Raw genomic sequence first — 23,701 nt, forward strand, 5'->3', positions numbered from 1 at the left:
CGAAAGGTCACGGGGCTGATACACTACGCGACATTTTGTTTTGCAGGCCCGTCCCGTGACCACCATTGCCACTGCTTTCAACACGCTGCCCCTGTCCGCCGCCATGCTGGCCAACCTGGAATCCCTCGGGTATGCCCAGATGACGCCGATCCAGGCGCAGAGCCTGCCGGTGATTCTCAAGGGCATGGACCTGATCGCCCAGGCCAAGACCGGCAGCGGCAAGACGGCCGCGTTCGGCATCGGCCTGCTGAACCCGATCAATCCGCGCTATTTCGGCTGCCAGGCGCTGATCATGTGCCCCACCCGCGAGCTGGCCGATCAGGTGGCCAAGGAAATCCGCCGCCTGGCGCGCGCCGAAGACAACATCAAGGTGCTGACCCTGTGCGGCGGCGTGTCGTTCGGGCCGCAGATCGCTTCGCTGGAGCACGGCGCGCACATCATCGTCGGCACACCGGGACGCATCCAGCAGCACCTGCGAAAGGGCTCGCTGGTGCTCGACGGGCTCAACACCCTGGTGCTCGACGAAGCCGATCGCATGCTCGACATGGGCTTCTACGACGCCATCGCCGACATCATCGAGCAGACCCCGGAACGCCGGCAGACCCTACTGTTCTCGGCCACCTACCCGGTCGGGATCAAGCAGCTGTCGTCCAAGTTCATGCGCGATCCGCAGCAGGTCAAGGCCGAGGCCCTGCACGCCGACAGCCAGATCGAGCAGCGTTTCTACGAGATTTCGCCGGATGACCGCATGGCTGCCGTGGTGCGTGCCCTGGGTCACTTCCGCCCGCAGTCGTGCGTGGCGTTCTGCTACACCAAGCAGCAGTGTCAGGAAGTGGTCGATCACCTGACCAGCAAAGGCATCAGCGCCGTGGCGCTGCATGGCGACCTGGAGCAGCGCGACCGTGATCAGGTCCTGGCGATGTTCGCCAACCGCAGTACGTCGGTGCTGGTGGCGACCGACGTGGCTGCCCGTGGCCTGGACATCGATGCCCTGGACATGGTGATCAACGTCGAACTGGCGCGCGATTCGGAAATTCACATCCACCGTGTGGGCCGTACCGGTCGCGCCGGGGAGAAAGGTTTGGCGATCAGCTTCGTCGCTCCGGCCGAGGCGCATCGGGCGCAGGCCATCGAGCAGTTGCAGAAATCGCCACTGGCCTGGGCCGAGCTCGACAGCCTGACGTCCAAGGGCGGCGAGCCGCTGCTGCCACCGATGAGCACCCTGTGCATCGGTGCCGGACGCAAGGACAAGGTGCGTCCGGGCGATATCCTCGGCGCACTCACCGGCGATGCGGGCATTCCCGGCACCCAGGTCGGCAAGATCGCCATTTTCGATTTCCAGGCCTACGTGGCCGTGGAACGCGGGATCGCCAAGCAGGCGCTGCAGCGTCTGAACAGCGGCAAGATCAAGGGCCGTTCGCTGCGCGTGCGGATTTTGTAAGCGGCAGGTATGGCCTCTTCGCGGGCAGAGGGCTCGCGAAGAGGCCTCCCCTGACACCCCGATTCGAGAGGACCCAGCAGTGCGCTCTACCCCCGTCATCATCATCGGCGCCGGCGCCGCAGGTCTCATGTGCGCCCTGAGCGCCGCACAGCGAGGCCGTGAAGTGCTGCTGATCGACCACGCCAACAAGCCAGGCAAGAAGATCCTCATGTCCGGCGGCGGTCGCTGCAACTTCACCAACCTGTACACCGAACCTGCCAACTTCCTCTCGCAGAACCCGCATTTCTGCAAGTCGGCCCTGGCCCGCTACACCCAATGGGATTTCATCGCCCTGGTGGCCAAGCACGGCGTGCCCTATCACGAGAAGAAACTGGGCCAACTGTTCTGCGACAACAAGTCCAGCGACATCCTTGGCCTGCTCCTGGCCGAGTGTGAAAGCGCAGGGGTCGAGCTGCGCATGGACACCTCGGTGCAGGCCATCGAGAAAACCGCCGAAGGCTATCGCTTGCAGACGTCAATGGGGCCGTTGGCGTGCCAGTCCTTGGTGGTGGCCACCGGTGGCCTGTCGATTCCGACCCTGGGCGCCACCGGCTTCGGCTACCAGATCGCTCGCCAGTTCGGCCACAGCATCCTGCCCACCCGCGCCGGCCTGGTACCGTTCACCATCACCGACCAGCTCAAGGATATCTGCGCCGAGCTGTCCGGGACGTCGGTGGATTGTCTGGTGAGCTGCAACGATCAGGCGTTTCGCGAGAACCTGCTGTTCACCCATCGCGGCCTGAGCGGCCCGGCGATCTTGCAGATTTCCTCGTTCTGGCAGCCTGGCGACAGCGTCGAGATCAACCTGCTGCCGGATCACGATGCACTGGCCTGGTTGCAGCAACAACAGGCCGAACGACCCAATTCGGAGCTCAAGACCCTGCTGGGTGAGGTCTTTACCAAGAAAATGGCCAACCTGCTGGCCGAGCACTGGTTCGTGTCCAAGCCGATGAAGCAGTACACCCCGGCCGAGCTGCAGGCGGTGGCGAACGCGTTGGGCGCCTGGCAACTGGTGCCCGCCGGCACCGAAGGCTATCGCACTGCCGAGGTAACCCTGGGCGGGGTCGACACCCGCGAGGTATCGTCCAAGACGATGGAATCGTTGAAGAGCCCGGGTCTGTATTTCATCGGCGAAGTGCTCGACGTCAGCGGGCACCTGGGCGGGTTCAATTTCCAATGGGCCTGGGCCTCAGGCTACGCGGCCGCGCAGTACGTGTAGCCCAGCACGAGGTGTCGGACGAATCGCGGTACAGGTGGGAGCGGGGCTCTGCCCGCGAAGAACGCAGCGCGGTGTCTCAGGTAAATCGCAATGCAGTCAAAACCGCCCCACCTCCACGCAGTACCCGTCCACCGCCGACAATGATAAATTGACGCCGTTCATCAGCTCCCTCGCCTACAGGTCGATTCCCTCTTCATGGCATCCAGGTCGTTCCGCCAATCCATGCGCCGCTTGTGGGCGCTGGACAAGTTCAGCTACAGCGTCCGGGTGTTCATCGCCCTGTCCGGCAGCATGGCGCTGTGCTGGTATGAAAACGAGATGCGCCTGCTGGTCCCGCTGTTCCTGGGCATCATCGCCTGCGCCCTGGCCGAGACCGACGACAACTGGCAAGGCCGCATCCGCGCCCTCGCGGCCACGCTGACCTGCTTCACCGTCGCCGCCTTCGCCGTCGAGCTGCTGTTCCCCTACCCCTATGTGTTCGTCACGGCCCTGGCCGTGGCCAGCTTCGCCTTGACCATGCTCGGCGCGCTGGGCGAACGCTACGGAGCGATCGCCTACGCCACGCTGATCCTCTCGGTGTACACCATGATCGGTGTCGACCAGCGCGGTGGCGAGGTCAGCAACCTGTGGCGCGAGCCGTTGCTGCTGGTCGCCGGTGCCGCCTGGTACGGCCTGTTGTCGGTGCTGTGGCAGGTGCTGTTTTCCAACCAGCCGGTGCAACAGGCCCTGGCGCGGCTGTTCAGCGAACTGGGACAGTACCTCAAGCTCAAGGCGAGCCTGTTCGAACCGATTCGCCAACTGGATGTGGAAGCCCGCCGCCTGGAGCTGGCCAAGCAGAACGGTCGAGTCGTGGCGGCGCTCAACGCTGCCAAGGAGATCATCCTGCACCGGGTCGGCAACGGCCGCCCCGGCTCCAAGGTCAGCCGCTACCTGAAGCTGTATTTCCTCGCCCAGGACATTCACGAACGCGCCAGCTCCTCTCACTATCCGTACAACGCCCTGGCCGAGGCGTTCTTCCACAGCGACGTGCTGTTCCGCTGCCAGCGCCTGCTGCGCCAGCAAGGTGTCGCCTGCCAGCGGTTGGGCGAGTCGATCCAGTTGCGTCAGCCGTTCATCTACGACGACAGCTTCGCCGAAGCACTGAGCGACCTGCACGCCTCGCTCGAACACCTGCGCATCCAGAGCAACCCCGCCTGGCGCGGTCTGCTGCGATCGCTGCGCGCGCTGGCCGCCAACCTCGGCACCCTCGACCGACTGCTCAGTGACGCCGGCAACCCCGACCGTCTCGCCGACGCCCGCGACAGCAGCCTGCTGGATCGCTCGCCGCATACCCTCAAGGACTTCTGGGGCCGCATTCGGCAGAACCTCACGCCCACCTCGCTGCTGTTCCGCCACGCCCTGCGCCTGCCCCTGGCGCTGGTGATCTGCTATGCCATGGTCCATCTGATCCACCCCAGCCAAGGCTACTGGATCATGCTGACCACCCTGTTCGTGTGCCAGCCCAGCTACGGCGCCACCCGCCGCAAGCTGGGCCAGCGCATCATCGGCACCGCCATCGGCCTGACCGTGGGCTGGGCGCTGTTCGATCTGTTCCCCAGCCCCATCGTGCAATCGCTGTTCGCCATCGGCGCCGGCCTGGTGTTCTTCGTCAACCGCACCACGCGCTACACCTTGGCCACGGCAGCCATCACGCTGATGGTGCTGTTCTGCTTCAACCAGACCGGCGACGGCTACGGCCTCTTCCTGCCGCGCCTGTTCGACACCCTGCTCGGCAGCCTGATCGCCGGCCTTGCGGTGTTCCTGTTTCTGCCTGACTGGCAGGGCCGCAAACTGAACAAGGTGCTGGCCAATACCCTGACCTGCAACAGCATCTACTTGCGCCAGATCATGCAGCAGTACGCCAACGGCAAGAGCGACGACCTCGCCTACCGCCTGGCCCGGCGCAACGCGCACAATGCCGACGCCGCGCTCTCCACCACCCTGGCCAACATGCTCATGGAGCCGGGGCACTTCCGCAAGGAAGCCGACGTCGGCTTCCGCTTCCTGGTGCTGTCGCACACCTTACTCAGCTACCTGTCCGGACTGGGCGCGCACCGTGGCACCGAGTTGCCAGCCGAGGCGCGTGAGCAACTGATCGGCGAGGCCGGCGAAAGCCTGGCGAGCAGCATCGATGAAATCGCCACGGGCCTGGCCACGCGTGAACCGGTGCAGGTGCAAAGCGACAGCGAGGAAGCGCTGGCCAACACGCTGGAGCAGATGCCCGACGAGGTCGACGAAGGCCAGCGCCTGGTGCAGACCCAACTGGCGCTGATCTGTCGTCAATTGGGGCCATTGCGAACCCTGGCCGCACACCTGATCAAAGGGCCGACCGCAGTCGTCACCTGATGGCGCTGCGGCTTGCCGGAATCGAAACACGGAACGAGGTAAACATGGCCATCGAATGGATGTGCATGCACCACCGCGAGCTGGATATCCACCAGCTGTACGAAATCCTGCGCCTGCGCAGCGAGGTCTTCGTGGTCGAGCAGCAATGCCCCTATCAGGACGTCGACGGGCAGGATCTGCACGCCGACACCTGCCATCTGCTGGGTCGGGACAACGGCCAACTGGTGGCCTACCTGCGCCTGCTGGATCCCTCGACCCAGGGCGGCGACGTGGTGATCGGCCGGGTGATCACCGCCGCATCGGCCCGCGGCACCGGACTGGGCCACGCGCTGCTGACCCAGGCACTGGAGCAGGCCGCCCAACGCTGGCCGCAGGTGCCGATCCAGCTATCGGCCCAGGCCCACCTGCAGGGCTATTACGGCCGCTACGGTTTCATCGCCCAAGGCCAGGAATACCTGGAGGACAACATCCCACACATCGCCATGCGGCGCGAGGTCGGGGCCGCTCAGGGGTAACCGAGCACCTGGCGGATCTGGCCCAGGTTCTGGCCGATCCATTCGCGATCGATCGCACCCCACTGCCTGATCACATAGCGACCGATGTGGTTGCGCTCGCCGTCCTGCTGCTCGAACTCGCAGGCAATGTCCAGATCGGCGAGGGCCGCAATGGTGTCCTGAGCGGTACGCCGAGGCATGCCGGTCGCCTCGATGAGGGCCGGCACGGTGGCCGCCTGGCCACTGTCGATCAGCCAGGCCACGTAGAGCCGGCGGTAGAAACTGCTGCGGGTCTTGCTGACTTGCATGGGAATATCCTTCACGTCGGCGGGGGCAGATCACGGTAGGTCAGGTAGACGCGCAGGTCGAATTCCAACTGGTGATAACCGGGCAGCATGTGCTCGCACAGTTGATAGAACGCCTTGTTGTGGTCACTCTCGCGAAAGTGCGCCAGCTCGTGCACCACGATCATTTCGAGAAACTGCGGCGCCGCGTCCTTGAACAATGAAGCGATGCGGATTTCCTTCTTGGCCTTGAGCTTGCCGCCCTGCACCCGCGACACCGCAGTATGCAAGCCCAGCGCGCGGTGCGTGAGGTCCAGGCGGTTGTCGAACAGCACCTTGTCGATGGCCGGTGCATTGCGCAAGTGCGCCTGCTTCAAGGCCACGGCATAGTTGTAAAGCGCCTTGTCGCTCTGCACGGCGTGACGATCGGGGTAGCGCTGGCTGAGATAGTCCGCCAACTGCCCGCGCTCGATCAGTTGCCGTACCTGCTCCTGCAGTGCGGGTGGGTAGGCTTGCAGGTACTTCAGCGCGCTCATGATGCCCGTTTCGACTTGAGAAAAGCGACCAGTGTAACGCCTGCCCGGGGCCGGCGTCACACCGCCGCCGGCTGCACGCCTGCGCTGACCAATGGAAAATCGCTGGCGGCCTGTGCGGTCAACGGCCGGGCAATGACAAAGCCCTGGATCCACTCGCAGCCAGCAGCGCGTAGCCACCGACATTGCTCGGCGGTCTCCACGCCTTCGGCGATCACCGTGATGTCGAAAGCAGTGCAGGCCTGAATCACGCTGCGCACGAAGACACCGTCAGGGTGCGAGTCGGGCAACTTGGCAATCAGGTGACGGTCCAGCTTGAGCGTGTCGATGGGCAGATCGCGCAGCAGTTTCAGCGAGCACGGGCCGGTGCCGAAATCGTCCAGGGCGATGCGCACGCCCAGGTTGCGTAGTTGGTCCAGTTGCCCGGTGGCCTGGGTCAAGTTGTGCATCAGGGAACATTCCACCACTTCCACTTCGAGCTGCTGCGGGCGCAAGCCGTGCAAGGCGATCGCACGCTGCAGCTCGGAGACCAGATTGGGCATGGCGAACTGGGCATTGCTCAGGCTGATGCTGAGCACCAGTTCGTCGGGAAAGCGGCTGGACCAGGCGCGACGCTGGGCGGCGCCCTCGGTGTAGATCCAGCTCGACAGGCGACTGATCAACCGCGCCTGTTCGAGCAGGGGAATGAACAGCCCCGGCTGCACGTCGCCAACACTGGGATGGCACCAGCGCAGCAGCGCTTCGAAACCACGCAGGCGACCGTCGAGCAGTGACACCTGCGGCTGGTAGACCAGGCTGAAATCGCGGTTCTCGATGGCTTCGCCGACACTGGTTTCCAGCAGCAGACGCGATCGCGCCCGACCGTTCAAGTCCTGGTCGTAGTAACGGTATTGCTGACGGCCTGCCTGCTTTGCGGCATACATGGCAATGTCGGCGGCGCGCAGCAGGCTGTCCAGGTTGGCGCCGCACTCGGGATAGGTGGCGATGCCGATGCTCACGCCCAGATTGATGTCCACCCCGTCCACGGTCTGTTCCATGGCGATGCGTTCCATGAGCTTTTCGGCCACCTTGGCGGCCTGCTCGGGGTAGTCGAGGTTGTCCAGCAGCGCGGTGAATTCGTCACCGCCCAGGCGGGCTACCACGTCGAAGGGGCGCAGCACGGCCTTGATCTGTTCGGCCACCCAGCGCAAGGCCCGGTCGCCCGCGTCATGGCCATGGCGGTCGTTGATCCGCTTGAAACCGTCCATGTCCAGATACAGCAAGGCCTGGGCCTTTTCCGCACGCTCGTTGCGCACCAATGCGCTCTCCACCGCCTGATAGAAACCGCGGCGGTTGAGCAGCCCGGTCAACGGATCCGTGACGGCCTGGTATTCGAGCTGCTGGTGCAGGCTGCGCACCACCGACATGTCCAGGATCGTCACCACCATCGCACGCTGCTCGCCGGGCAACGGCGCGCACGACAAGGCCACCGGCAGTTGCTGGCCATTGGCCGTTCGCATCAGCCCATCGTGAACGCGGTACGTCGTGCGCGTGCTGTAGGCGCGATAGAAGTCGGACTCGAACCACACGGGGATTTGCGGCTTGTGCAGATGGTCGGTCAAGGCACCACCCTGCAGTTGCTCGACACTGGCACCGAGCAGGCGCGAGATGGCCGGGTTGGCGAAGGTGATCAATCCTTGATCGTTGACCACCAGAATGCCTTCCCCGGCGTTTTCGAGGACCGAGGCGTTGAAGGCGCGAGCCGCTTCCAGGTCCCGGCTCAGGCGCTGCAAGTCGCGTCGGTTGCGCTGCTGCTCGAGCAGGGCCTGGACCTTGGGGCGCAGAATCTGCGGATCGAACGGCTTGAACAGATAGTCCACCGCGCCCGTGGCGTAGCCCTTGAGCACGGCGGCCTGCGACTGCTCGTTGGCGGTCAGGAAAATAATCGGGGTCAAGCGCGTACGCTGGCTGCCGCGCATCAGGCGCGCCACTTCGAAGCCGTCCATGCCCGGCATCTGCACGTCCAGCAGAACCAGATCGACCTCATGCTCCAGCAGCTTGCCCAGCGCCTCCACACCGGAAGCGGCAGTGATCACCTGCCAGTCCTGGCGTTCGAGCAGAGCTCTCATGCTCAGCAGGTTTTCTGGATAGTCGTCGACGACCAGCAGTGTAGAGCCACCTTCAAGGGGCAAGTTGGGGGCGCATTCCATGCTTTTTTTCTCGTTCTACATGGTTCGGTCCGGTTCTACCCAGACATTGAAGACCTCACTCTAGACAGGGTTCCAGAAAAGGCTGAAGCATGATTACCAAGTGACCGTTAAATGTGACACACCTCCGACAAGCGGTAAAACTCCAGCTACGCAAAAAATCGCCAGAGGCCCGCCCGGCCTGTTGGCGATTTGGATGCGTTGGCTGGCTGGCAGCAGGAAATTGCAACCTGCTGCCAGGCGGCAAATGTCGGCGACTTGAACGGACCACCGACAGCTTGCATTTCGCTCAAGAACAGATCAATGGCGTTGGCCGATCAGTTTCCATTTGCCTGGGCCAATGAACTCCAACGCGCATTGCGCACCCGACGAGAGTGCTACCGGCTGGTTGTCATTCATCTGCTCGCCCAGAACGGTCAGCGCCAGTGCTGAATTGCACATCACGATGATGACGGCTCCGGTGTGGGCGGTCGCTGGTAGCCTCAAGCGCGGTGCCCAAGCTGCATCGGCGGTCTGGAAGTAGGTGATCTTGTCACCGCGCACGGGCGTGGGGATCTGTGCGATCTCGACGTTGGGGCACAGGTATCGCGGTGCGCGTATATTCCATCCCAGAGGGCTGTTTCTGTCACGCCACACGCTCAATCTGTCACCGGTTTCCATGCGTAGGCTGATCAGCCCTCCATTATCATTGATATTGCTCATTGAAAAATCGACGCCCCACGTCGCTTCATTTATATAAACCAGGTGGGAGTCGATGGGATGAGTGGCTTTCGTCACCGCCAAGCGCGCCTGATAATTACCGTCGTACGAGCGGAAAATACAATACATCGCCAGCGGAATGATTTCAGGGTTTTGAGCTTGGTTAGGAGAGCTGATTAAAAGGGATTGGCCGAAGGTGCTGTGCCGCACCGAATTGCCAGCAATGCAGTTATCCACCATGCGGTGACGCAGCGCCCAGTCGGTGTTCAATATGTAGATACCTCGAAGCTTTTGCGCTGGATTGGAAAAAGCCGAACGGCTCATGACTCGATCCGAGATATCGTCAGGTACATACGACACTTGTACATGCTTGTGATACTGCAATGCCCGCAATGCGTAGCGCGGTTTTTTCTCCGCCACCGCTCGATTGGCAAACCGTTCCAGCTCATTTGGATCGGTGACTGAATAACCGATCCACTGCTGCTCTACCCGCGGCCAGAAATCAGGCCCGACACCGCCGGCCAAGGCAACTACCGTTTTCTTCCCCAACGCCATGAGTTGAGGGATGGCGAATCCACGCAGGTGGTAGGGCACCAACTCCTCGCGTCCCCAGGTTTTAATCAACTCCATGAATTCGCGCTGGCCGGCATCCGTGAAGTTCTTGCGTTCGTGGACGTCGAGCACAAAGATTTCCCGACTGCCGCGGCCGCCGTTGGCCGCGCGAAACCGAGTGATTGCATCCAGTATATCGCCTTTGAACGTACGCCCTGACGAGAGGCCGTGGATAATCTGGAAACGGCGTGGATCGCCAGCGCCATAGCCGGAAAAGAACTGAACGCGCAGATCGAACGCGCGAATGCCTGCATGCATCTGCTCGTAAGGCGGCACATCCTGGCAGGTTTCATTGGAGGCTGTATAAGGCGCTTTCTTGTCGCAGCCAGCGTTGTGCGCGCCTGGCAGGATCATCTCCTCGATTGGCAACACACAGTACGAAAAGTAGCGAGCCATCCAATCGTCACGAGAGTTGTTGGGTGGATTGCATATGCCACCCGCCCAACTCCCACCCGGACACCAACCGGCACGTGGCTGTACATCTACGATGCTGTCCGGTTCAAAAACGGATACCTCTGGACATTCGTCTCCCGCAACGGCAACACCGTCGAGCGGAAGTTTCGAAGTATAGGAAAGCAGGTCAGGCATTTCAAAGACAGGGGCTATATACGGCTTGAGACTCCCCTCCGCGTTCAAGTCGGCAGGATTGACATCCAGCAACGCCGCAGTGTGAACAGGCGAATCATCCACCTCACACTCATCAACGAATATGGGCGACTCAATATCTGCAGTGTCAATAGTTTTCATGGCTTACCTCGAATGGTGAATACGAGGTTTGAGCTTATCTTCGAAAATGGTCACGCCTAAGCTAGCACTTATGCATATTGACAAATCACTCATGCACCGTTATGCACGCCCACTGTTATATTATTGTCATCCACATCGATACAAGAAACTTGGGCCAGCGACGACGAGCATGTTCACCTTCAAAGGATAGAATCGGCTTTTATTCGAAGGGGCAAAAAAAACCCGCCGAAGCGGGTTTAAATGAAGTCAGTACTTAGTTGACCTTCGCGTTCAACTCGCCGCTGGCGTAGCGTTGGAACATGCCTTCCAAGGAGATCGGCTTGATCTTCGAGGCATTGCCCGCAGTACCGAACGCTTCGTAGCGCGCGATGCAGACGTCACGCATGGCTTTCACGGTTTCGGCGAAATACTTGCGTGGGTCGAACTCGGCCGGATTCTGCGCCATGAAGCGGCGAATCGCACCGGTGGAGGCCAGACGCAGGTCGGTATCGATGTTGACCTTGCGCACGCCGTACTTGATGCCTTCGACGATTTCCTCGACCGGCACGCCGTAGGTTTCCTTGATGGCGCCACCGTACTCGTTGATGATCGCCAGCCATTCCTGCGGTACCGAGGAGGAGCCGTGCATCACCAGGTGAGTGTTGGGAATGCGCGCATGGATCGCCTTGATGCGGTCGATGGCCAGAATGTCGCCGGTGGGCGGCTTGGTGAACTTGTAGGCGCCGTGGCTGGTGCCGATGGCAATGGCCAAGGCGTCGACCTGGGTCTTGGCGACGAAGTCAGCCGCCTCTTCCGGGTCGGTCAGCATCTGGCTGTGATCCAGGATGCCTTCGGCACCCACGCCGTCTTCTTCACCGGCCTGGCCGGTTTCCAGCGAACCCAGGCAGCCCAGCTCGCCTTCTACCGACACGCCGCAGGCGTGGGCGAAGGAAACGGTCTGCGAGGTCACGCGCACGTTGTAGTCGTAATCGGTCGGGGTCTTGCCGTCGGTGCCCAGGGAGCCGTCCATCATCACCGAGCTGAAGCCCAGTTGAATCGAACGCTGGCAGATGTCCGGGCTGGTGCCGTGGTCCTGGTGCATGCACACCGGGATGTGCGGGAATTCCTCGATCGCCGCCAGGATCAGGTGGCGCAGGAACGGGGCACCGGCGTATTTGCGGGCGCCAGCCGAGGCCTGCACGATGACGGGGGAGTCGGTCTTGTCGGCCGCTTCCATGATGGCGCGCATTTGCTCGAGGTTGTTGACGTTGAAAGCTGGTACGCCATAGCCGAATTCGGCGGCGTGATCCAGCATCTGCCGCATGCTGATAAGTGCCATTGTTATATGTCTCCCGGTTCAGGGTCGTTGATCGTTGCAGCTCACCGCAGGCGGCCGCTATTGAAGTAATGCCTATCATCGGGCAGGCCCTGAGGCCCAGCCGTCACGGAGCCTTGCAACCCCGGCCAATCAAATCGTCGGTGGCGACCCAGTACACCAGGCCTTCGTCACCTTTCTTGTGGAATGCCAGCACGCCATCGCTGAACAATTCACCCTCGGCACCGGCCTGAGGAGTCAACGCATAGACCTTGTCGCTGCCCGCCAGGCGCACTTGCATCGCGCTCTTGTCGGCGGCGCTGTAGCGCCATTGCACATCGACCTGGCTGTCACATTGCCAGCGTGTCCAATTAGGGGACACCGGCATCTGTTTGTCCATATAGGCGCAGCCTGACAGCAGCGCCAATACCATTATCGCCATACCGCCTTTCATTCACATACCTCGGAGCGCGGGGCACTGCGGCCACTTGCAGCACAGGCTTACGACCCGCAATTCTGTGCCGTGTTCTGGGAACCGGCCACCTCGCCGGTGGAGTTGGTCTGCACGCGCTGGTCATCCTGAGTGGTGGGCGTGACCACCGACACCGGGCTGAACACTTCACAGGCGCTACCTGCGCCTGAACTCATGCAGCCACTGGACAGCACCGCTGCCAGCAGGGTGGCCGAACCGAATGTCGCGGAACCGATCTTCAAGGTGAACTCCTTGTGCCAAAGGCGGTGATAATCGTGAAACTCACCACAGAAGACCCCTGACGAGCACCATTGGTTGCCCTCAAGGACAACCCGGTGCCTGCGCCTGCTGTTCCGGCTCGTAGCGCTCCAACGCCTCGGGCCCCATGCGCTTGCCGACCACCGGGATGCTTTCGGCCTGCCACTGCGACTGCGAACAGCCTCCAGGGGTCGCCGCCGGCTCGTCGTCAACCGAGGTTGCCGGCGCACCGGAACAACCGGCCAGCAGACCGATCACCAACGCCATCGTGGCAGCCTTGAGCATCCGTTTCTCCTCGAAACTCACAGGGCGTCAGGCCTTGGCCCGCTGTTCCAGCATTTCCACGGCCGGCAGGACCTTGCCCTCGACGAATTCGAGGAATGCACCGCCACCGGTCGAAATATAGGAAATGTCTTCGGCGACGCCGTACTTGTCGATGGCCGCCAGGGTGTCGCCGCCACCGGCGATGGAAAACGCCGGGCTCTGCGCGATCGCCTTGGCCAGCACCTGGGTACCGTTGCCGAACTGATCGAACTCGAATACGCCCACCGGGCCATTCCACAGGATGGTCTTGGACGACTTGAGCAGCTCGGCGAACTGTTCGGCGGTTTGTGGGCCAATGTCGAGGATCATGTCGTCATCGGCCACATCGGCGATGAGCTTGACCGTGGCTTCGGCGCTTTCGGCAAACTCCTTGGCCACCACCACGTCGACCGGCAACGGCACGCTGACCTTGGCAGCGATGGCGCGCGCGGTGTCCAGCAGGTCAGGCTCGTACAGCGACTTGCCGACCTTGTGCCCGGCCGCGGCCAGGAAGGTGTTGGCGATGCCACCGCCGACGATCAACTGATCGCAGATGGCGCTAAGGCTGTTGAGCACGTCCAGCTTGGTCGACACCTTGGAACCGGCGACGATGGCCGCCATCGGCTTGGCCGGGGCGCCCAGTGCCTTGCCCAGTGCCTCCAGCTCGGCGGCCAGCAGCGGACCGGCAGCGGCCACCTTGGCGAACTTGGCCACGCCATGGGTGGAGCCCTCGGCGCGGTGCGCGGTGCCGAACGCGTCCATCACGAACACGTCGCACAGGTCGGCGTACTTCTGCGCGAGCTCATCGGCGTTCTTTTTTTCGCCCTTGTTGAAGCGCACGTTCTCGAACAGCACGACAGAGCCGGGCTCGACCTGAACGCCGTCCAGATAGTCGGCCACCAGCGGCACGTCGCGGCCCAGTGCCTTGCTCAGGTACTCGGCGACCGGCTTGAGGCTGTTCTCGGCCGAGAACTCGCCCTCGGTGGGCCGGCCCAGGTGCGAGCAGACCATTACCGCTGCGCCCTTCTCCAGAGCCAGCTTGATGGTGGGCAACGAGGCGAGGATGCGCGCGTCGCTGGTTACCTTGCCATCCTTGACGGGCACGTTGAGGTCTTCGCGAATCAATACGCGCTTACCTTGCAGGTCGAGGTCGGTCATCTTCAACACGGTCATTGCGTTCAGTCCTTTCAAGCTCGTTTGGAATTGTTCATGACGCGCAGGTAGTGCCCCGCGACGTCGAGCATACGATTGGCGAAGCCCCATTCGTTGTCGAACCAGGCCAGCAGGTTCACCAGGCGCGGCCCGGAAACACGGGTCTGGCTGGCATCGACGATGGCCGAATGGGGGTCGTGGTTGAAATCACAACTGGCGTGCGGCAGTTCAGTGTAGGCCAGCAGACCTTGCAGCGGGCCACTGCCTGCGGCTTCTCGCAGAACCCGGTTGACCTCGACGGCACAGGTATCGCGCGCCATCTGCAGGGTAATGTCCAGGCATGACACGTTGACGGTCGGCACGCGCACAGCTTTGGCCTGGATCCGGCCGGCAAGTTCCGGCAACAACCGTTCGATACCGCGGGCCAGGCCGGTGGAAACCGGAATGACCGACTGGAAGGCCGAGCGCGTGCGGCGCAGGTCTTCGTGGTGATAGGCATCGATCACCGGCTGGTCGTTCATGGCCGAGTGAATGGTGGTGATGGACACGTATTCCAGGCCAATGGCCTGATCCAGCAGGCGCAGCAGCGGCACGCCGCAATTGGTGGTGCAGGACGCGTTGGACACCAGCTTTTCGTGCCCGGTGAGACAGTCCTGGTTGATGCCGAACACGATGGTGGCATCGACATCTGCCTCGCTGGCCATGGGCTGGGAAAACAGCACGGCCGGTGCGCCGGCAGCCAGGAAACGCTGGCCGTCGGCGCGGGTGTTGTAGGCCCCGGAGCATTCGAGCACCAGGTCGATGTCCAGCGCAGCCCAGTCGATCGCCTCGGGCGTGGCGCTGCGGATGACCCTTATGGGGCGCCCGTTGATCAACAGATGGTCGGCTTCGACCGTGACTTCACCGGGAAAACGTCCGTGGGTCGAGTCGAAGCGCGTGAGGTATTCGAGACTGGCCATGTCGGCCAGGTCGTTGATCGCCACTACCTCGAAGTCAGCCTGCGCGCCGCGCTCGCACAACGCACGCAGCACGCAACGGCCAATCCGGCCGTAACCGTTGAGGGCGACTCTGTAGGGGCGTTTCTGAGACATGGAGAGTTACGCCTGAAGTCATTCAGATCATGTGGGAGCGGGTTCTACCCGCGAAGAGGACACTGCGGCAGCACATGACTGCGTGTTGTGTTCTTCGCGGGTAGAACCCGCTCCCACAGGGGTGTGGATCAGTCTTCGAGCAATTCTTCGGCGGTGGCCAGGATGTTCTCCAGGGTGAAGCCGAACTCTTCGAACAGCGCCGGTGCCGGTGCCGACTCGCCGAAGCTGGTCATGCCGATCACCCGACCTTCCAGGCCCACGTACTTGTACCAGTAGTCGGCATGCGCCGCCTCGATGGCGATGCGCGCGCTGACCTGAAGCGGCAGGACCGATTGCTTGTAGCCTGCATCTTGCGCGTCGAACACGCTGGTGCACGGCATCGACACGACGCGCACGTTGCGGCCCTGTTCGGTCAGCTTGTCGAAGGCTTTGACGGCCAGCCCCACTTCGGAACCGGTGGCGATCAGAATCAGCTCAGGCTCGCCAGCACAATCCTTGAGCACGTAACCGCCACGAGTGATATCGGCCAACTGGGCCTGATCGCGTGCCTGGTGATCGAGGTTCTGACGCGAGAAGATCAGCGCCGACGGACCGTCGTTGCGCTCCAGGGCGAATTTCCATGCTACCGCCGACTCGACCGCATCGGCAGGACGCCAGGTGTCGAGGTTCGGGGTGCAGCGCAGGCTCGCCAGCTGTTCGATCGGCTGGTGGGTCGGGCCATCTTCGCCCAGACCGATGGAGTCGTGGGTGAACACGTAGATCACGCGCTTCTTCATCAGCGCCGACATGCGTACCGCGTTGCGGGCGTATTCCATGAAGATCAGGAAGGTCGCACCGTACGGCACGAAGCCGCCGTGCAGGGCGATCCCGTTCATAATCGCGCTCATGCCGAATTCGCGTACACCATAATAGATGTAGTTGCCGGCGGCGTCATCCGCTTCGACACCCTTGCAGCCTTTCCACAGGGTCAGGTTGGAACCGGCCAGGTCGGCCGAGCCGCCGAGGATCTCAGGCAGCAGAGGACCGAAGGCATTCAAAGCGTTCTGGCTGGCCTTGCGGCTGGCGATGGTCTCGCCCTTGGCGGCTACTTCGGCGATGTAGGCACTGGCCTTTTCGGAGAAGTCGGCAGGCAGCTCGCCACTCATGCGGCGCACGAATTCGTTGGCCAGTTCAGGGTAGGCAGCGGAGTAGGCGGCGAAGCGCTGGTTCCACTCGGCTTCCAGGGCCACGCCGGCTTCCTTGGCGTCCCATTCCTTGTAGATGTCGGCCGGGATTTCGAACGGGCCGTGGTTCCACTTCAATGCTGCGCGGGTGAGGGCGATTTCCTCGGCACCCAGTGGCGCGCCGTGGCAGTCTTCCTTGCCCTGCTTGTTCGGCGAGCCGAAACCGATGGTGGTCTTGCAGCAGATGAGCGTCGGCTGCTCGCTCTTGCGTGCAGTCTCGATGGCAGTCTTGATTTCATCCGCATCGTGGCCGTCGACGTTGCGAATCACCTGCCAGCCGTAGGCTTCGAAGCGTTTCGGCGTGTCGTCGGTGAACCAGCCTTCGACTTCGCCGTCGATGGAAATGCCGTTGTCATCGTAGAAGGCGATCAGCTTGCCCAGGCCCAGAGTGCCGGCCAGCGCGCTGACCTCGTGGGAGATGCCTTCCATCATGCAGCCGTCGCCAAGGAACACGTAGGTGTTGTGGTCGACGATCTTGTGGCCGTCGCGGTTGAACTGCGCTGCCAGCACTTTTTCCGCGAGCGCAAAACCTACCGCGTTGGCCAGGCCTTGGCCCAATGGACCGGTGGTGGTCTCGACGCCTGGGGTGTAGCCGTACTCGGGGTGACCCGGCGTGCGGCTGTGCAGTTGGCGGAAGTTTTTCAGGTCTTCGATGCCCAGGTCATAGCCGGTGAGGTGCAGCAGCGAATAGACCAGCATCGAGCCATGACCGTTGGACATGACGAAACGGTCGCGGTTGGCGAACGCCGGGTTGGCCGGGTTGTGCTTGAGGAAGTCACGCCACAGCACTTCGGCGATATCCGCCATACCCATGGGGGCACCTGGGTGACCGCTGTTGGCTTTTTGCACGGCATCCATGCTCAGTGCACGAATGGCATTGGCGCGCTCACGACGGCTGGGCATCGCTTATCTCCTGGGGTCTGTGTAGGCAGGGATACAACAAAGGAGGGCATTTTCCCCCACCGGCGGGGGATTGGGCAATCGGACATTTGCCCTGAGCGGTAATTGCCGGGTCATGAACGGACACAACCAATATCAAAACTTTTTGATATTGGTCTTGCGACGCCGCCCGTCGCTCTCTAGACTGCCAAGCCTATGAACCTTCGTGCCCCTGCGTTCGACCATCAGGCAAGTGACGATCTGGCCGCCCTGTGCAAGGCCGGTGGCGATCCCCTGCGCCTGAACGTGCTGCGCGCGCTGGCCAGCGATTCGTTCGGCGTGCTGGAGCTGGCGCAGATCTTCGCGGTGGGCCAGTCGGGGATGAGTCATCACCTCAAGGTGCTCGCCCAGGCCGATCTGGTGGCCACACGGCGTGAAGGCAACGCGATTTTCTATCGTCGCGCCCTGCCCAACGGTCGTGTGCTGGGCGGACGCCTGCACAGCGCCCTGCTCGAGGAAGTCGACGGGTTGAGCCTGCCGGCCGAGGCGCAGGCGCGCATGGCCGTGGTGCAGCGCCAGCGCGCCGCGGCCAGCGAAGACTTCTTCTCGCGCATGGAAGAGAAGTTCCGCGCCCAGCAGGACCTCATCGCCGGCCTGCCGCAGTACCGCGAAAGCCTGCTGGCCCTGCTCGACAAACTGAGCTTCGCCCAACAGGCCAGTGCCCTGGAAGTGGGTCCGGGCGATGGCGGCTTTCTGCCCGAGCTGGCCCGACGCTTTGCCCACGTCACGGCGCAGGACAACAGCCCGGCGATGCTCGAACTGGCCCGCCAGGTCTGCCTGCGCGAGCAGTTGAGCAACGTGCGCCTGGAACTGGCCGATGCCTTGGCCCCTACCAGCCTGCGCGCCGACTGCGTGGTGCTGAACATGGTCCTGCACCATTTCAGCGACCCGGCTCAGGCGCTTGGCCATCTGGCGCAGCGGGTGCAGCCAGGCGGCAGTCTTTTGGTAACAGAATTGTGCAGCCACAATCAGAGTTGGGCCAAAGAGGCCTGCGGTGATCTCTGGTTGGGGTTCGAACAGGAAGATCTGGCCCGTTGGGCCATCGCTGCGGGGCTTGTTCCCGGAGAGAGCCTCTACGTGGGCTTACGTAATGGTTTCCAGATTCAGGTCCGCCATTTCTCGCGGCCGGCTGGCGACACTCACCATCGGTCAATTTAGGAAACCGTCGAGATGAGCGAATACTCCCTTTTCACCTCCGAGTCCGTCTCCGAAGGACACCCGGACAAGATCGCCGACCAGATTTCCGACGCGGTGCTGGACGCCATCATCACCCAGGACAAGTTCGCCCGCGTGGCGTGCGAAACCCTGGTCAAGACCGGCGTGGCGATCATCGCCGGCGAAGTCAGCACGTCGGCCTGGGTCGACTTGGAAGACATCGTGCGCAAGGTCATCGTCGACATCGGCTATAACAGCTCCGATGTCGGCTTCGACGGTGCCACCTGTGCGGTCATGAACATCATTGGCAAGCAGTCGGTGGACATCGCCCAGGGCGTGGACCGCAGCAAGCCTGAAGATCAGGGCGCTGGCGACCAGGGCCTGATGTTCGGTTATGCCAGCAACGAAACCGACGTGCTGATGCCTGCCCCGATCTGCTTCTCGCACCGTCTGGTCGAGCGCCAGGCCGAAGCACGCAAGTCCGGCCTGCTGCCGTGGCTGCGCCCCGATGCCAAGTCCCAGGTCACCTGCCAGTACGAAGGCGGCAAGGTCGTGGGTATCGACGCCGTGGTGCTGTCGACCCAGCACAACCCGGACGTGTCCTACGCCGACCTGCGCGAAGGCGTCATGGAGCTGATCGTCAAACACGTGCTGCCGGCCGAACTGCTGCACAAGGACACCCAGTTCCACATCAACCCCACCGGCAACTTCATCATCGGTGGCCCGGTGGGTGACTGCGGCCTGACCGGGCGCAAGATCATCGTCGACAGCTACGGCGGCATGGCTCGTCACGGCGGCGGCGCCTTCTCCGGCAAGGACCCGTCCAAGGTCGATCGCTCGGCCGCCTACGCCGGTCGTTACGTGGCCAAGAACATCGTCGCCGCCGGCCTCGCCGAGCGTTGCGAGATCCAGGTGTCCTACGCCATTGGCGTGGCCCAGCCAACGTCGATCTCGATCAACACCTTCGGCACCGGCAAGATCAGCGATGAGCAGATCGTCAAGCTGGTACGCGCGCACTTCGACCTGCGCCCGTATGCCATCACCACCATGCTCGACTTGCTGCACCCGATGTACCAGGCCACCGCAGCCTACGGCCACTTCGGCCGTGCGCCGGTGGAAATGACCGTCGGCGACGACACTTTCACCGCGTTCACCTGGGAGCGCACCGACCGTGCCGCCGCCCTGCGCGATGCCGCCGGCCTGAAATAAGCGCCTCGCAGCACCACGTAAAAAGCCCCGACCAGGCGACTGGCCGGGGCTTTTTTTCGTGTCGGCGCCAACGTTGCGGGACTGATCAGGGCGCGATCGCTTTGACCTGGCTGGCAAAAGGTCCTTCAATAGGTGGATCTCGTCGCCGGCGACTGCACCCTCTCGATCTATCCAGCCGTGAATAAGACGCGTCCTACAGACAGCTACTTCAATTCATCGTCAACTATTCAAAATCACATTCTCGGAGTCACCATGAACACGTTTTCCTCGCTGTGCGCCGTACTGGTCGCCGGTGTGCTGGCCGGCCCGGCAATCGCAGCACCCGCCGCTCCTGCCTCGGCACCTGCAGCCACCGGCTGCGCCGCCAAGCAGCAGCATGTACAGGCGCAGATCGACATCGCCAAGGCCAACGGCAATCAAAACCAGGTCGACGGGCTGAGCACCGCGCTACGGGAGATCCAGAACAACTGCACCGACAACGGACTGCGCAAGGAGCGTGAAGGCAAGGTGCTCGATGCCAAGCGCGAAGTCAGCAAACGCCAGAGCGATCTGGACAAGGCCATGAAGAAAGGCGATTCGGAGAAGATCAACAAGCGCAAGGACAAACTTGCCGAGGCCCGCAAGGAACTGCAAGATGCCATGGATGAACTGGACAAGTAACGAACATGCGACGGCGGGTCATCGCAATGACCCATCGTCACTGCCGTACCGTGTTGGCTACATCGAAACGAAGAAGTAACTGACGATGATCGCAAATCCGGCGAACCATACCAGCGATCGCAACGTCGCCCAGTCGGCCAGATAGCAAATGATGTACAGCAGACGCGAAGTGATGAACACCACTGCCAGTACATCCAGCGTCACCTGCTGCGCATTGCCGACGATATCGGAAATCACCACGGCGGCAATGAAGCCGGGAAGAATCTCGAAACTGTTCAACTGGGCCGCATGCGCCCGCTTGGGCAGGCCCTCGAGGGCATCGAGATACGTGCGCGGATCATGGTTCTGCTTCAGGCCGAACCGGCCGCCCGTGAACTTGGCGATATACGCGCAACCGTAGGGCAATATCAACGCGATCAAGACACACCAGAAGGCGACGGTCATACAGAGTTCCTTGTCCAAGTAGTCCACCGTGAGGTGCCCATGCACGGCCGGTACCGAGTAAGAGGACAACTGCCGTGAAAGGTTCGCTGGCGCAGAGTTCCATTGCAATTATCAATTTTGCCGACTTTAGCCGTCTCCCTATAATGAGCGCCGCTGTATCGTTACAGCTTTTTGCGCACCCATTCCAATAAATCGTGTTCTCTGCAGCTCATGCGGAGGCTGGCGCATGCCCTCTTCGGGCAACTCACCTCCTACTCGAGAGAATCCGTATGCCACTTGCATTGTTTGCATTGGCCGTCGCCGCATTCGGCATCGGCACCACCGAATTCGTCATCATGGGCCTGTTGACCGATGTGGCCCAGGACCTGTCCGTCAGTATCCCGGACACTGGCCTGCTCATCACCGGCTACGCGCTGGGCGTGGTGTTCGGCGCGCCGGTGCTGGCGGTGCTCACTGCCAACCTGCCACGCAAGGCTACCCTGCTGGGCATGACCCTGATGTTCATCGTCGGCAACGTGCTGTGCGCGATGGCGCCCAACTACGCCACGCTGATGGGTGCACGGGTCATCACGGCCCTGTGCCACGGGGCCTTCTTCGGGATCGGCTCGGTGGTCGCCGCAGGGCTGGTGGCGCCGACCAAGCGAGCTCAGGCCATCGCCCTGATGTTCACCGGACTGACCCTGGCCAACGTGCTGGGTGTACCGCTGGGGACCGCTCTGGGCCAGTTCGCGGGCTGGCGCTCCACGTTCTGGGCGGTTTCGGTCATCGGCGTCATCGCCCTGCTGGCGCAGATCGTCTGGCTGCCCAAGGCCATTCCCATGGAGCGCGGCAACCTGGCGCGCGAGTTCCGCGTGTTGCGCAAACCCAACGTGTTGCTGCCGCTGGCGATGAGCGCGATGGCCTCCTGCAGCCTGTTCAGCGTGTTCACCTACATCGCGCCGATCCTGCAGGACGTTACCGGCGTCAGCGCCCACGGCATCACCGTGATGCTTCTGCTGTTCGGCGTCGGCCTGACGATCGGCAGCATGCTCGGGGGGCGTCTGGCCGACTCACGCCTGTTGCCTTCGTTGCTGGGCATGGCGATCGCGGTGGTGTTGATCCTGGCCCTGTTCACCCAGACCAGCGGCTCGCTGATCCCGGCCGCGATCACCTTGCTGGCCTGGGGCGTGTTCGCCTTCGCGCTGTGCCCTATCCTGCAATTGCTCATCATCGACCAGGCGCACGAGGCGCCGAACCTGGGATCGACGCTGAACCAGAGCGCCTTCAACCTCGGTAACGCAGCAGGCGCCTGGGTCGGCGGCCTGGTCGTGGCCAGTGGTGCGCCGCTGGTGGACCTGCCCTGGACCGGCGCCATCACCGGTCTGGGTACGCTTGCCCTGGCATTGGTGTTCATCTATTGGCAGCGACGGCCAGTGGCGGTCAACGCTGCGGGATAAATGAAGTGTGCCGTGCGGGCATGCGGCAACATCCAACCATAGCAGGGCGCTTGATAGGCGCCCTCTATCGATAGATCTTCACCATCTGACCCAGGGAGCCCGGATGCTCGAGATAGTCGCGACATTCATTTGCCTCACCACACTGCTCACCTACGTGAACTTCCGCTTCATCGGCCTGCCGCCGACCATCGGCGTGATGGTCACCGCCCTGATGTTCTCGCTGATCCTGCAAGGCCTGAGTTTCATCGGCTACCCAGGCCTCGAGGATCGCGTCGAAGCACTGATGAACCAGATCGACTTCGGCGACCTGCTGATGAACTGGATGCTGTCGTTTCTCCTGTTCGCCGGCGCGCTGCACGTGAATCTGGCTGACCTGCGCAACTACCGCTGGCCCATCGGTCTGCTGGCCACCTTCGGCGTATTGATCGCCACCTTCGTGATCGGCACCCTGGCCTTCTGGATCTTCGGCCTGTTCGGCTGGCACGTCAGCTTCCTGTATTGCCTGCTGTTCGGCGCCCTGATATCACCGACCGATCCGATTGCAGTGTTGGGCGTACTGCGTACGGCCAACGCCTCCAAGCCACTGAAGACCACCATCGTCGGCGAATCGCTGTTCAATGACGGCACGGCAGTCGTGGTGTTCACCGTCCTGCTGGGCATCGCCCAGTTGGGCGAAACCCCCACCGTCGGCGCGACGGCCATGCTGTTTCTGCATGAAGCAGTGGGCGGCGTACTGTTCGGCGGCCTGATCGGCTACATCGTCTACCGCATGATCAAGAGCATCGAGCAGTACCAGGTCGAGGTCATGCTGACCCTGGCGCTGGTCATCGGCGGCTCGGCCATGGCTTCCGAGCTGCATGTCTCGGCGCCGATCGCGATGGTGGTGGCCGGGCTGATCATCGGCAACCTGGGACGCAACCTGGCGATGAACGACATGACCCGGCGCTACATGGACGGTTTCTGGGAGCTGCTCGACGACATCCTCAACGCCCTGCTGTTCGCCTTGATCGGGCTGGAGCTGTTGCTGCTGCCGTTCTCCTGGCTGCACCTGTTGGCGGCCTCCCTGCTCGCCGTAGCGATCCTGCTGTCGCGGTTGCTCACCGTGGCCCCGGCGATTCTGCTGCTGCGGCGCTTTCGCAGCGTCCCGCGCGGCACCATTCGCGTGCTCACCTGGGGCGGCCTGCGCGGCGGCGTCTCGGTCGCCCTGGCCCTGGCCCTGCCCATCGGCCCGGAGCGCGACCTGCTGCTGAGCATCACCTACATCGTCGTGCTGTCCTCGATCCTGCTGCAAGGCCTGAGCATCGGCAAGCTGGTCAAGGCCGTCACCCGCGAACCCGACACGCAGGCAGTGCGCGAGCACTGATTCAATGACACAAGGATAGCGACAGCCCACACGTGCGAGTAGCAACTTGCCGGTCCGGCTGTC

General features: G+C 62.6%; 21 protein-coding genes. 9 read left to right on the forward strand and 12 right to left on the reverse strand.

Translation table 11 applies throughout. The features are described 5' to 3' along the window. The first annotated feature begins 103 nt into the window (after nucleotides 1-103). From dbpA to ASF66_RS16795, 4 genes are all read left to right on the forward strand, one after another. Nucleotides 104-1,441, forward strand: coding sequence for an ATP-dependent RNA helicase DbpA (gene dbpA / locus ASF66_RS16780; protein ID WP_236690533.1), 1,338 nt, complete (start codon nucleotides 104-106; stop codon nucleotides 1,439-1,441). 79 nt (nucleotides 1,442-1,520) lie between these two features. After that, complete coding sequence (locus ASF66_RS16785) at nucleotides 1,521-2,699, forward strand: NAD(P)/FAD-dependent oxidoreductase (RefSeq protein WP_056844672.1); 1,179 nt, start codon at nucleotides 1,521-1,523, stop codon at nucleotides 2,697-2,699. Nucleotides 2,700-2,894: 195 nt separating this feature from the next. Further along, nucleotides 2,895-5,084 (forward strand): YccS family putative transporter, encoded by a 2,190-nt coding sequence (yccS, locus tag ASF66_RS16790; RefSeq protein ID WP_056844673.1) that lies wholly within the window; start codon nucleotides 2,895-2,897, stop codon nucleotides 5,082-5,084. A 44-nt stretch (nucleotides 5,085-5,128) separates the two neighbouring features. After that, on the forward strand, nucleotides 5,129-5,599 hold the full coding sequence (locus ASF66_RS16795; protein WP_056844674.1) for a GNAT family N-acetyltransferase: 471 nt from the start codon (nucleotides 5,129-5,131) through the stop codon (nucleotides 5,597-5,599). Here the strand turns inward: ASF66_RS16795 and ASF66_RS16800 are convergent. From ASF66_RS16800 to tkt, 11 genes are all read right to left on the reverse strand, one after another. Beyond that, nucleotides 5,590-5,886, reverse strand: a complete 297-nt coding sequence (locus ASF66_RS16800; RefSeq protein WP_049861413.1) for a winged helix-turn-helix domain-containing protein — start codon at nucleotides 5,884-5,886, stop codon at nucleotides 5,590-5,592. The two genes, ASF66_RS16795 and ASF66_RS16800, sit on opposite strands and share 10 nt — an antisense overlap. Nucleotides 5,887-5,897: 11 nt before the next feature. After that, complete coding sequence (locus tag ASF66_RS16805) at nucleotides 5,898-6,398, reverse strand: M48 metallopeptidase family protein (protein ID WP_056844675.1); 501 nt, start codon at nucleotides 6,396-6,398, stop codon at nucleotides 5,898-5,900. A 56-nt stretch (nucleotides 6,399-6,454) separates the two neighbouring features. Further along, complete coding sequence (locus ASF66_RS16810) at nucleotides 6,455-8,584, reverse strand: putative bifunctional diguanylate cyclase/phosphodiesterase (protein ID WP_056844676.1); 2,130 nt, start codon at nucleotides 8,582-8,584, stop codon at nucleotides 6,455-6,457. 297 nt (nucleotides 8,585-8,881) lie between these two features. Further along, entirely contained in the window at nucleotides 8,882-10,639 is a 1,758-nt protein-coding gene (locus tag ASF66_RS16815; RefSeq protein WP_056844677.1) for a hypothetical protein, read from the reverse strand. Between the two features lie 253 nt (nucleotides 10,640-10,892). Beyond that, nucleotides 10,893-11,957: a class II fructose-bisphosphate aldolase gene (gene fba / locus ASF66_RS16820; protein WP_049861417.1), complete on the reverse strand. Its 1,065-nt coding sequence runs from the start codon at nucleotides 11,955-11,957 to the stop codon at nucleotides 10,893-10,895. Nucleotides 11,958-12,060: 103 nt separating this feature from the next. Beyond that, complete coding sequence (locus ASF66_RS16825) at nucleotides 12,061-12,387, reverse strand: MliC family protein (RefSeq protein ID WP_056844678.1); 327 nt, start codon at nucleotides 12,385-12,387, stop codon at nucleotides 12,061-12,063. 47 nt (nucleotides 12,388-12,434) lie between these two features. Beyond that, nucleotides 12,435-12,647 (reverse strand): hypothetical protein, encoded by a 213-nt coding sequence (locus tag ASF66_RS16830; protein WP_049861419.1) that lies wholly within the window; start codon nucleotides 12,645-12,647, stop codon nucleotides 12,435-12,437. 79 nt (nucleotides 12,648-12,726) lie between these two features. Then, complete coding sequence (locus ASF66_RS16835; RefSeq protein ID WP_056844679.1) at nucleotides 12,727-12,948, reverse strand: hypothetical protein; 222 nt, start codon at nucleotides 12,946-12,948, stop codon at nucleotides 12,727-12,729. A 27-nt stretch (nucleotides 12,949-12,975) separates the two neighbouring features. Continuing rightward, complete coding sequence (locus ASF66_RS16840) at nucleotides 12,976-14,139, reverse strand: phosphoglycerate kinase (RefSeq protein ID WP_049861421.1); 1,164 nt, start codon at nucleotides 14,137-14,139, stop codon at nucleotides 12,976-12,978. Between the two features lie 14 nt (nucleotides 14,140-14,153). Continuing rightward, nucleotides 14,154-15,209, reverse strand: coding sequence for an erythrose-4-phosphate dehydrogenase (gene epd, locus ASF66_RS16845; RefSeq protein WP_049861422.1), 1,056 nt, complete (start codon nucleotides 15,207-15,209; stop codon nucleotides 14,154-14,156). A 128-nt stretch (nucleotides 15,210-15,337) separates the two neighbouring features. Next, on the reverse strand, nucleotides 15,338-17,335 hold the full coding sequence (gene tkt / locus ASF66_RS16850; RefSeq protein ID WP_049861423.1) for a transketolase: 1,998 nt from the start codon (nucleotides 17,333-17,335) through the stop codon (nucleotides 15,338-15,340). A gap of 192 nt (nucleotides 17,336-17,527) precedes the next feature. Here tkt and ASF66_RS16855 point away from each other — a divergent pair, with 192 nt between their 5' ends. The 3 genes from ASF66_RS16855 to ASF66_RS16865 all read left to right on the forward strand — a co-directional run bounded on the left by ASF66_RS16855 (nucleotide 17,528) and on the right by ASF66_RS16865 (nucleotide 20,395). Further along, nucleotides 17,528-18,529 carry an ArsR/SmtB family transcription factor gene (locus tag ASF66_RS16855; protein WP_056844680.1) on the forward strand — a complete coding sequence of 334 codons (1,002 nt, stop codon included), beginning with the start codon at nucleotides 17,528-17,530 and terminating at the stop codon, nucleotides 18,527-18,529. Nucleotides 18,530-18,541: 12 nt separating this feature from the next. After that, nucleotides 18,542-19,735 carry a methionine adenosyltransferase gene (gene metK, locus ASF66_RS16860; protein WP_049861425.1) on the forward strand — a complete coding sequence of 398 codons (1,194 nt, stop codon included), beginning with the start codon at nucleotides 18,542-18,544 and terminating at the stop codon, nucleotides 19,733-19,735. Nucleotides 19,736-19,987: 252 nt separating this feature from the next. Beyond that, a complete protein-coding gene (locus ASF66_RS16865) occupies nucleotides 19,988-20,395 on the forward strand; it encodes a DUF1090 domain-containing protein (protein WP_056844681.1) in 408 nt (135 codons plus the stop codon). 57 nt (nucleotides 20,396-20,452) lie between these two features. On the opposite strand, the gene ASF66_RS16870 is transcribed toward ASF66_RS16865, so the two are convergent. Then, nucleotides 20,453-20,839, reverse strand: a complete 387-nt coding sequence (locus ASF66_RS16870; RefSeq protein ID WP_056844682.1) for an MAPEG family protein — start codon at nucleotides 20,837-20,839, stop codon at nucleotides 20,453-20,455. Nucleotides 20,840-21,108: 269 nt separating this feature from the next. Between ASF66_RS16870 and ASF66_RS16875 the strand changes: the two genes are divergently transcribed. Further along, complete coding sequence (locus tag ASF66_RS16875) at nucleotides 21,109-22,275, forward strand: MFS transporter (protein ID WP_056844683.1); 1,167 nt, start codon at nucleotides 21,109-21,111, stop codon at nucleotides 22,273-22,275. A 103-nt stretch (nucleotides 22,276-22,378) separates the two neighbouring features. Then, entirely contained in the window at nucleotides 22,379-23,638 is a 1,260-nt protein-coding gene (locus tag ASF66_RS16880) for a cation:proton antiporter (protein WP_049861429.1), read from the forward strand. Nucleotides 23,639-23,701: the final 63 nt, after the last annotated feature.

This window comes from Pseudomonas sp. Leaf129, assembly GCF_001423465.1.
Classification (GTDB): Bacteria; Pseudomonadota; Gammaproteobacteria; order Pseudomonadales; family Pseudomonadaceae; genus Aquipseudomonas; species Aquipseudomonas coleopterorum.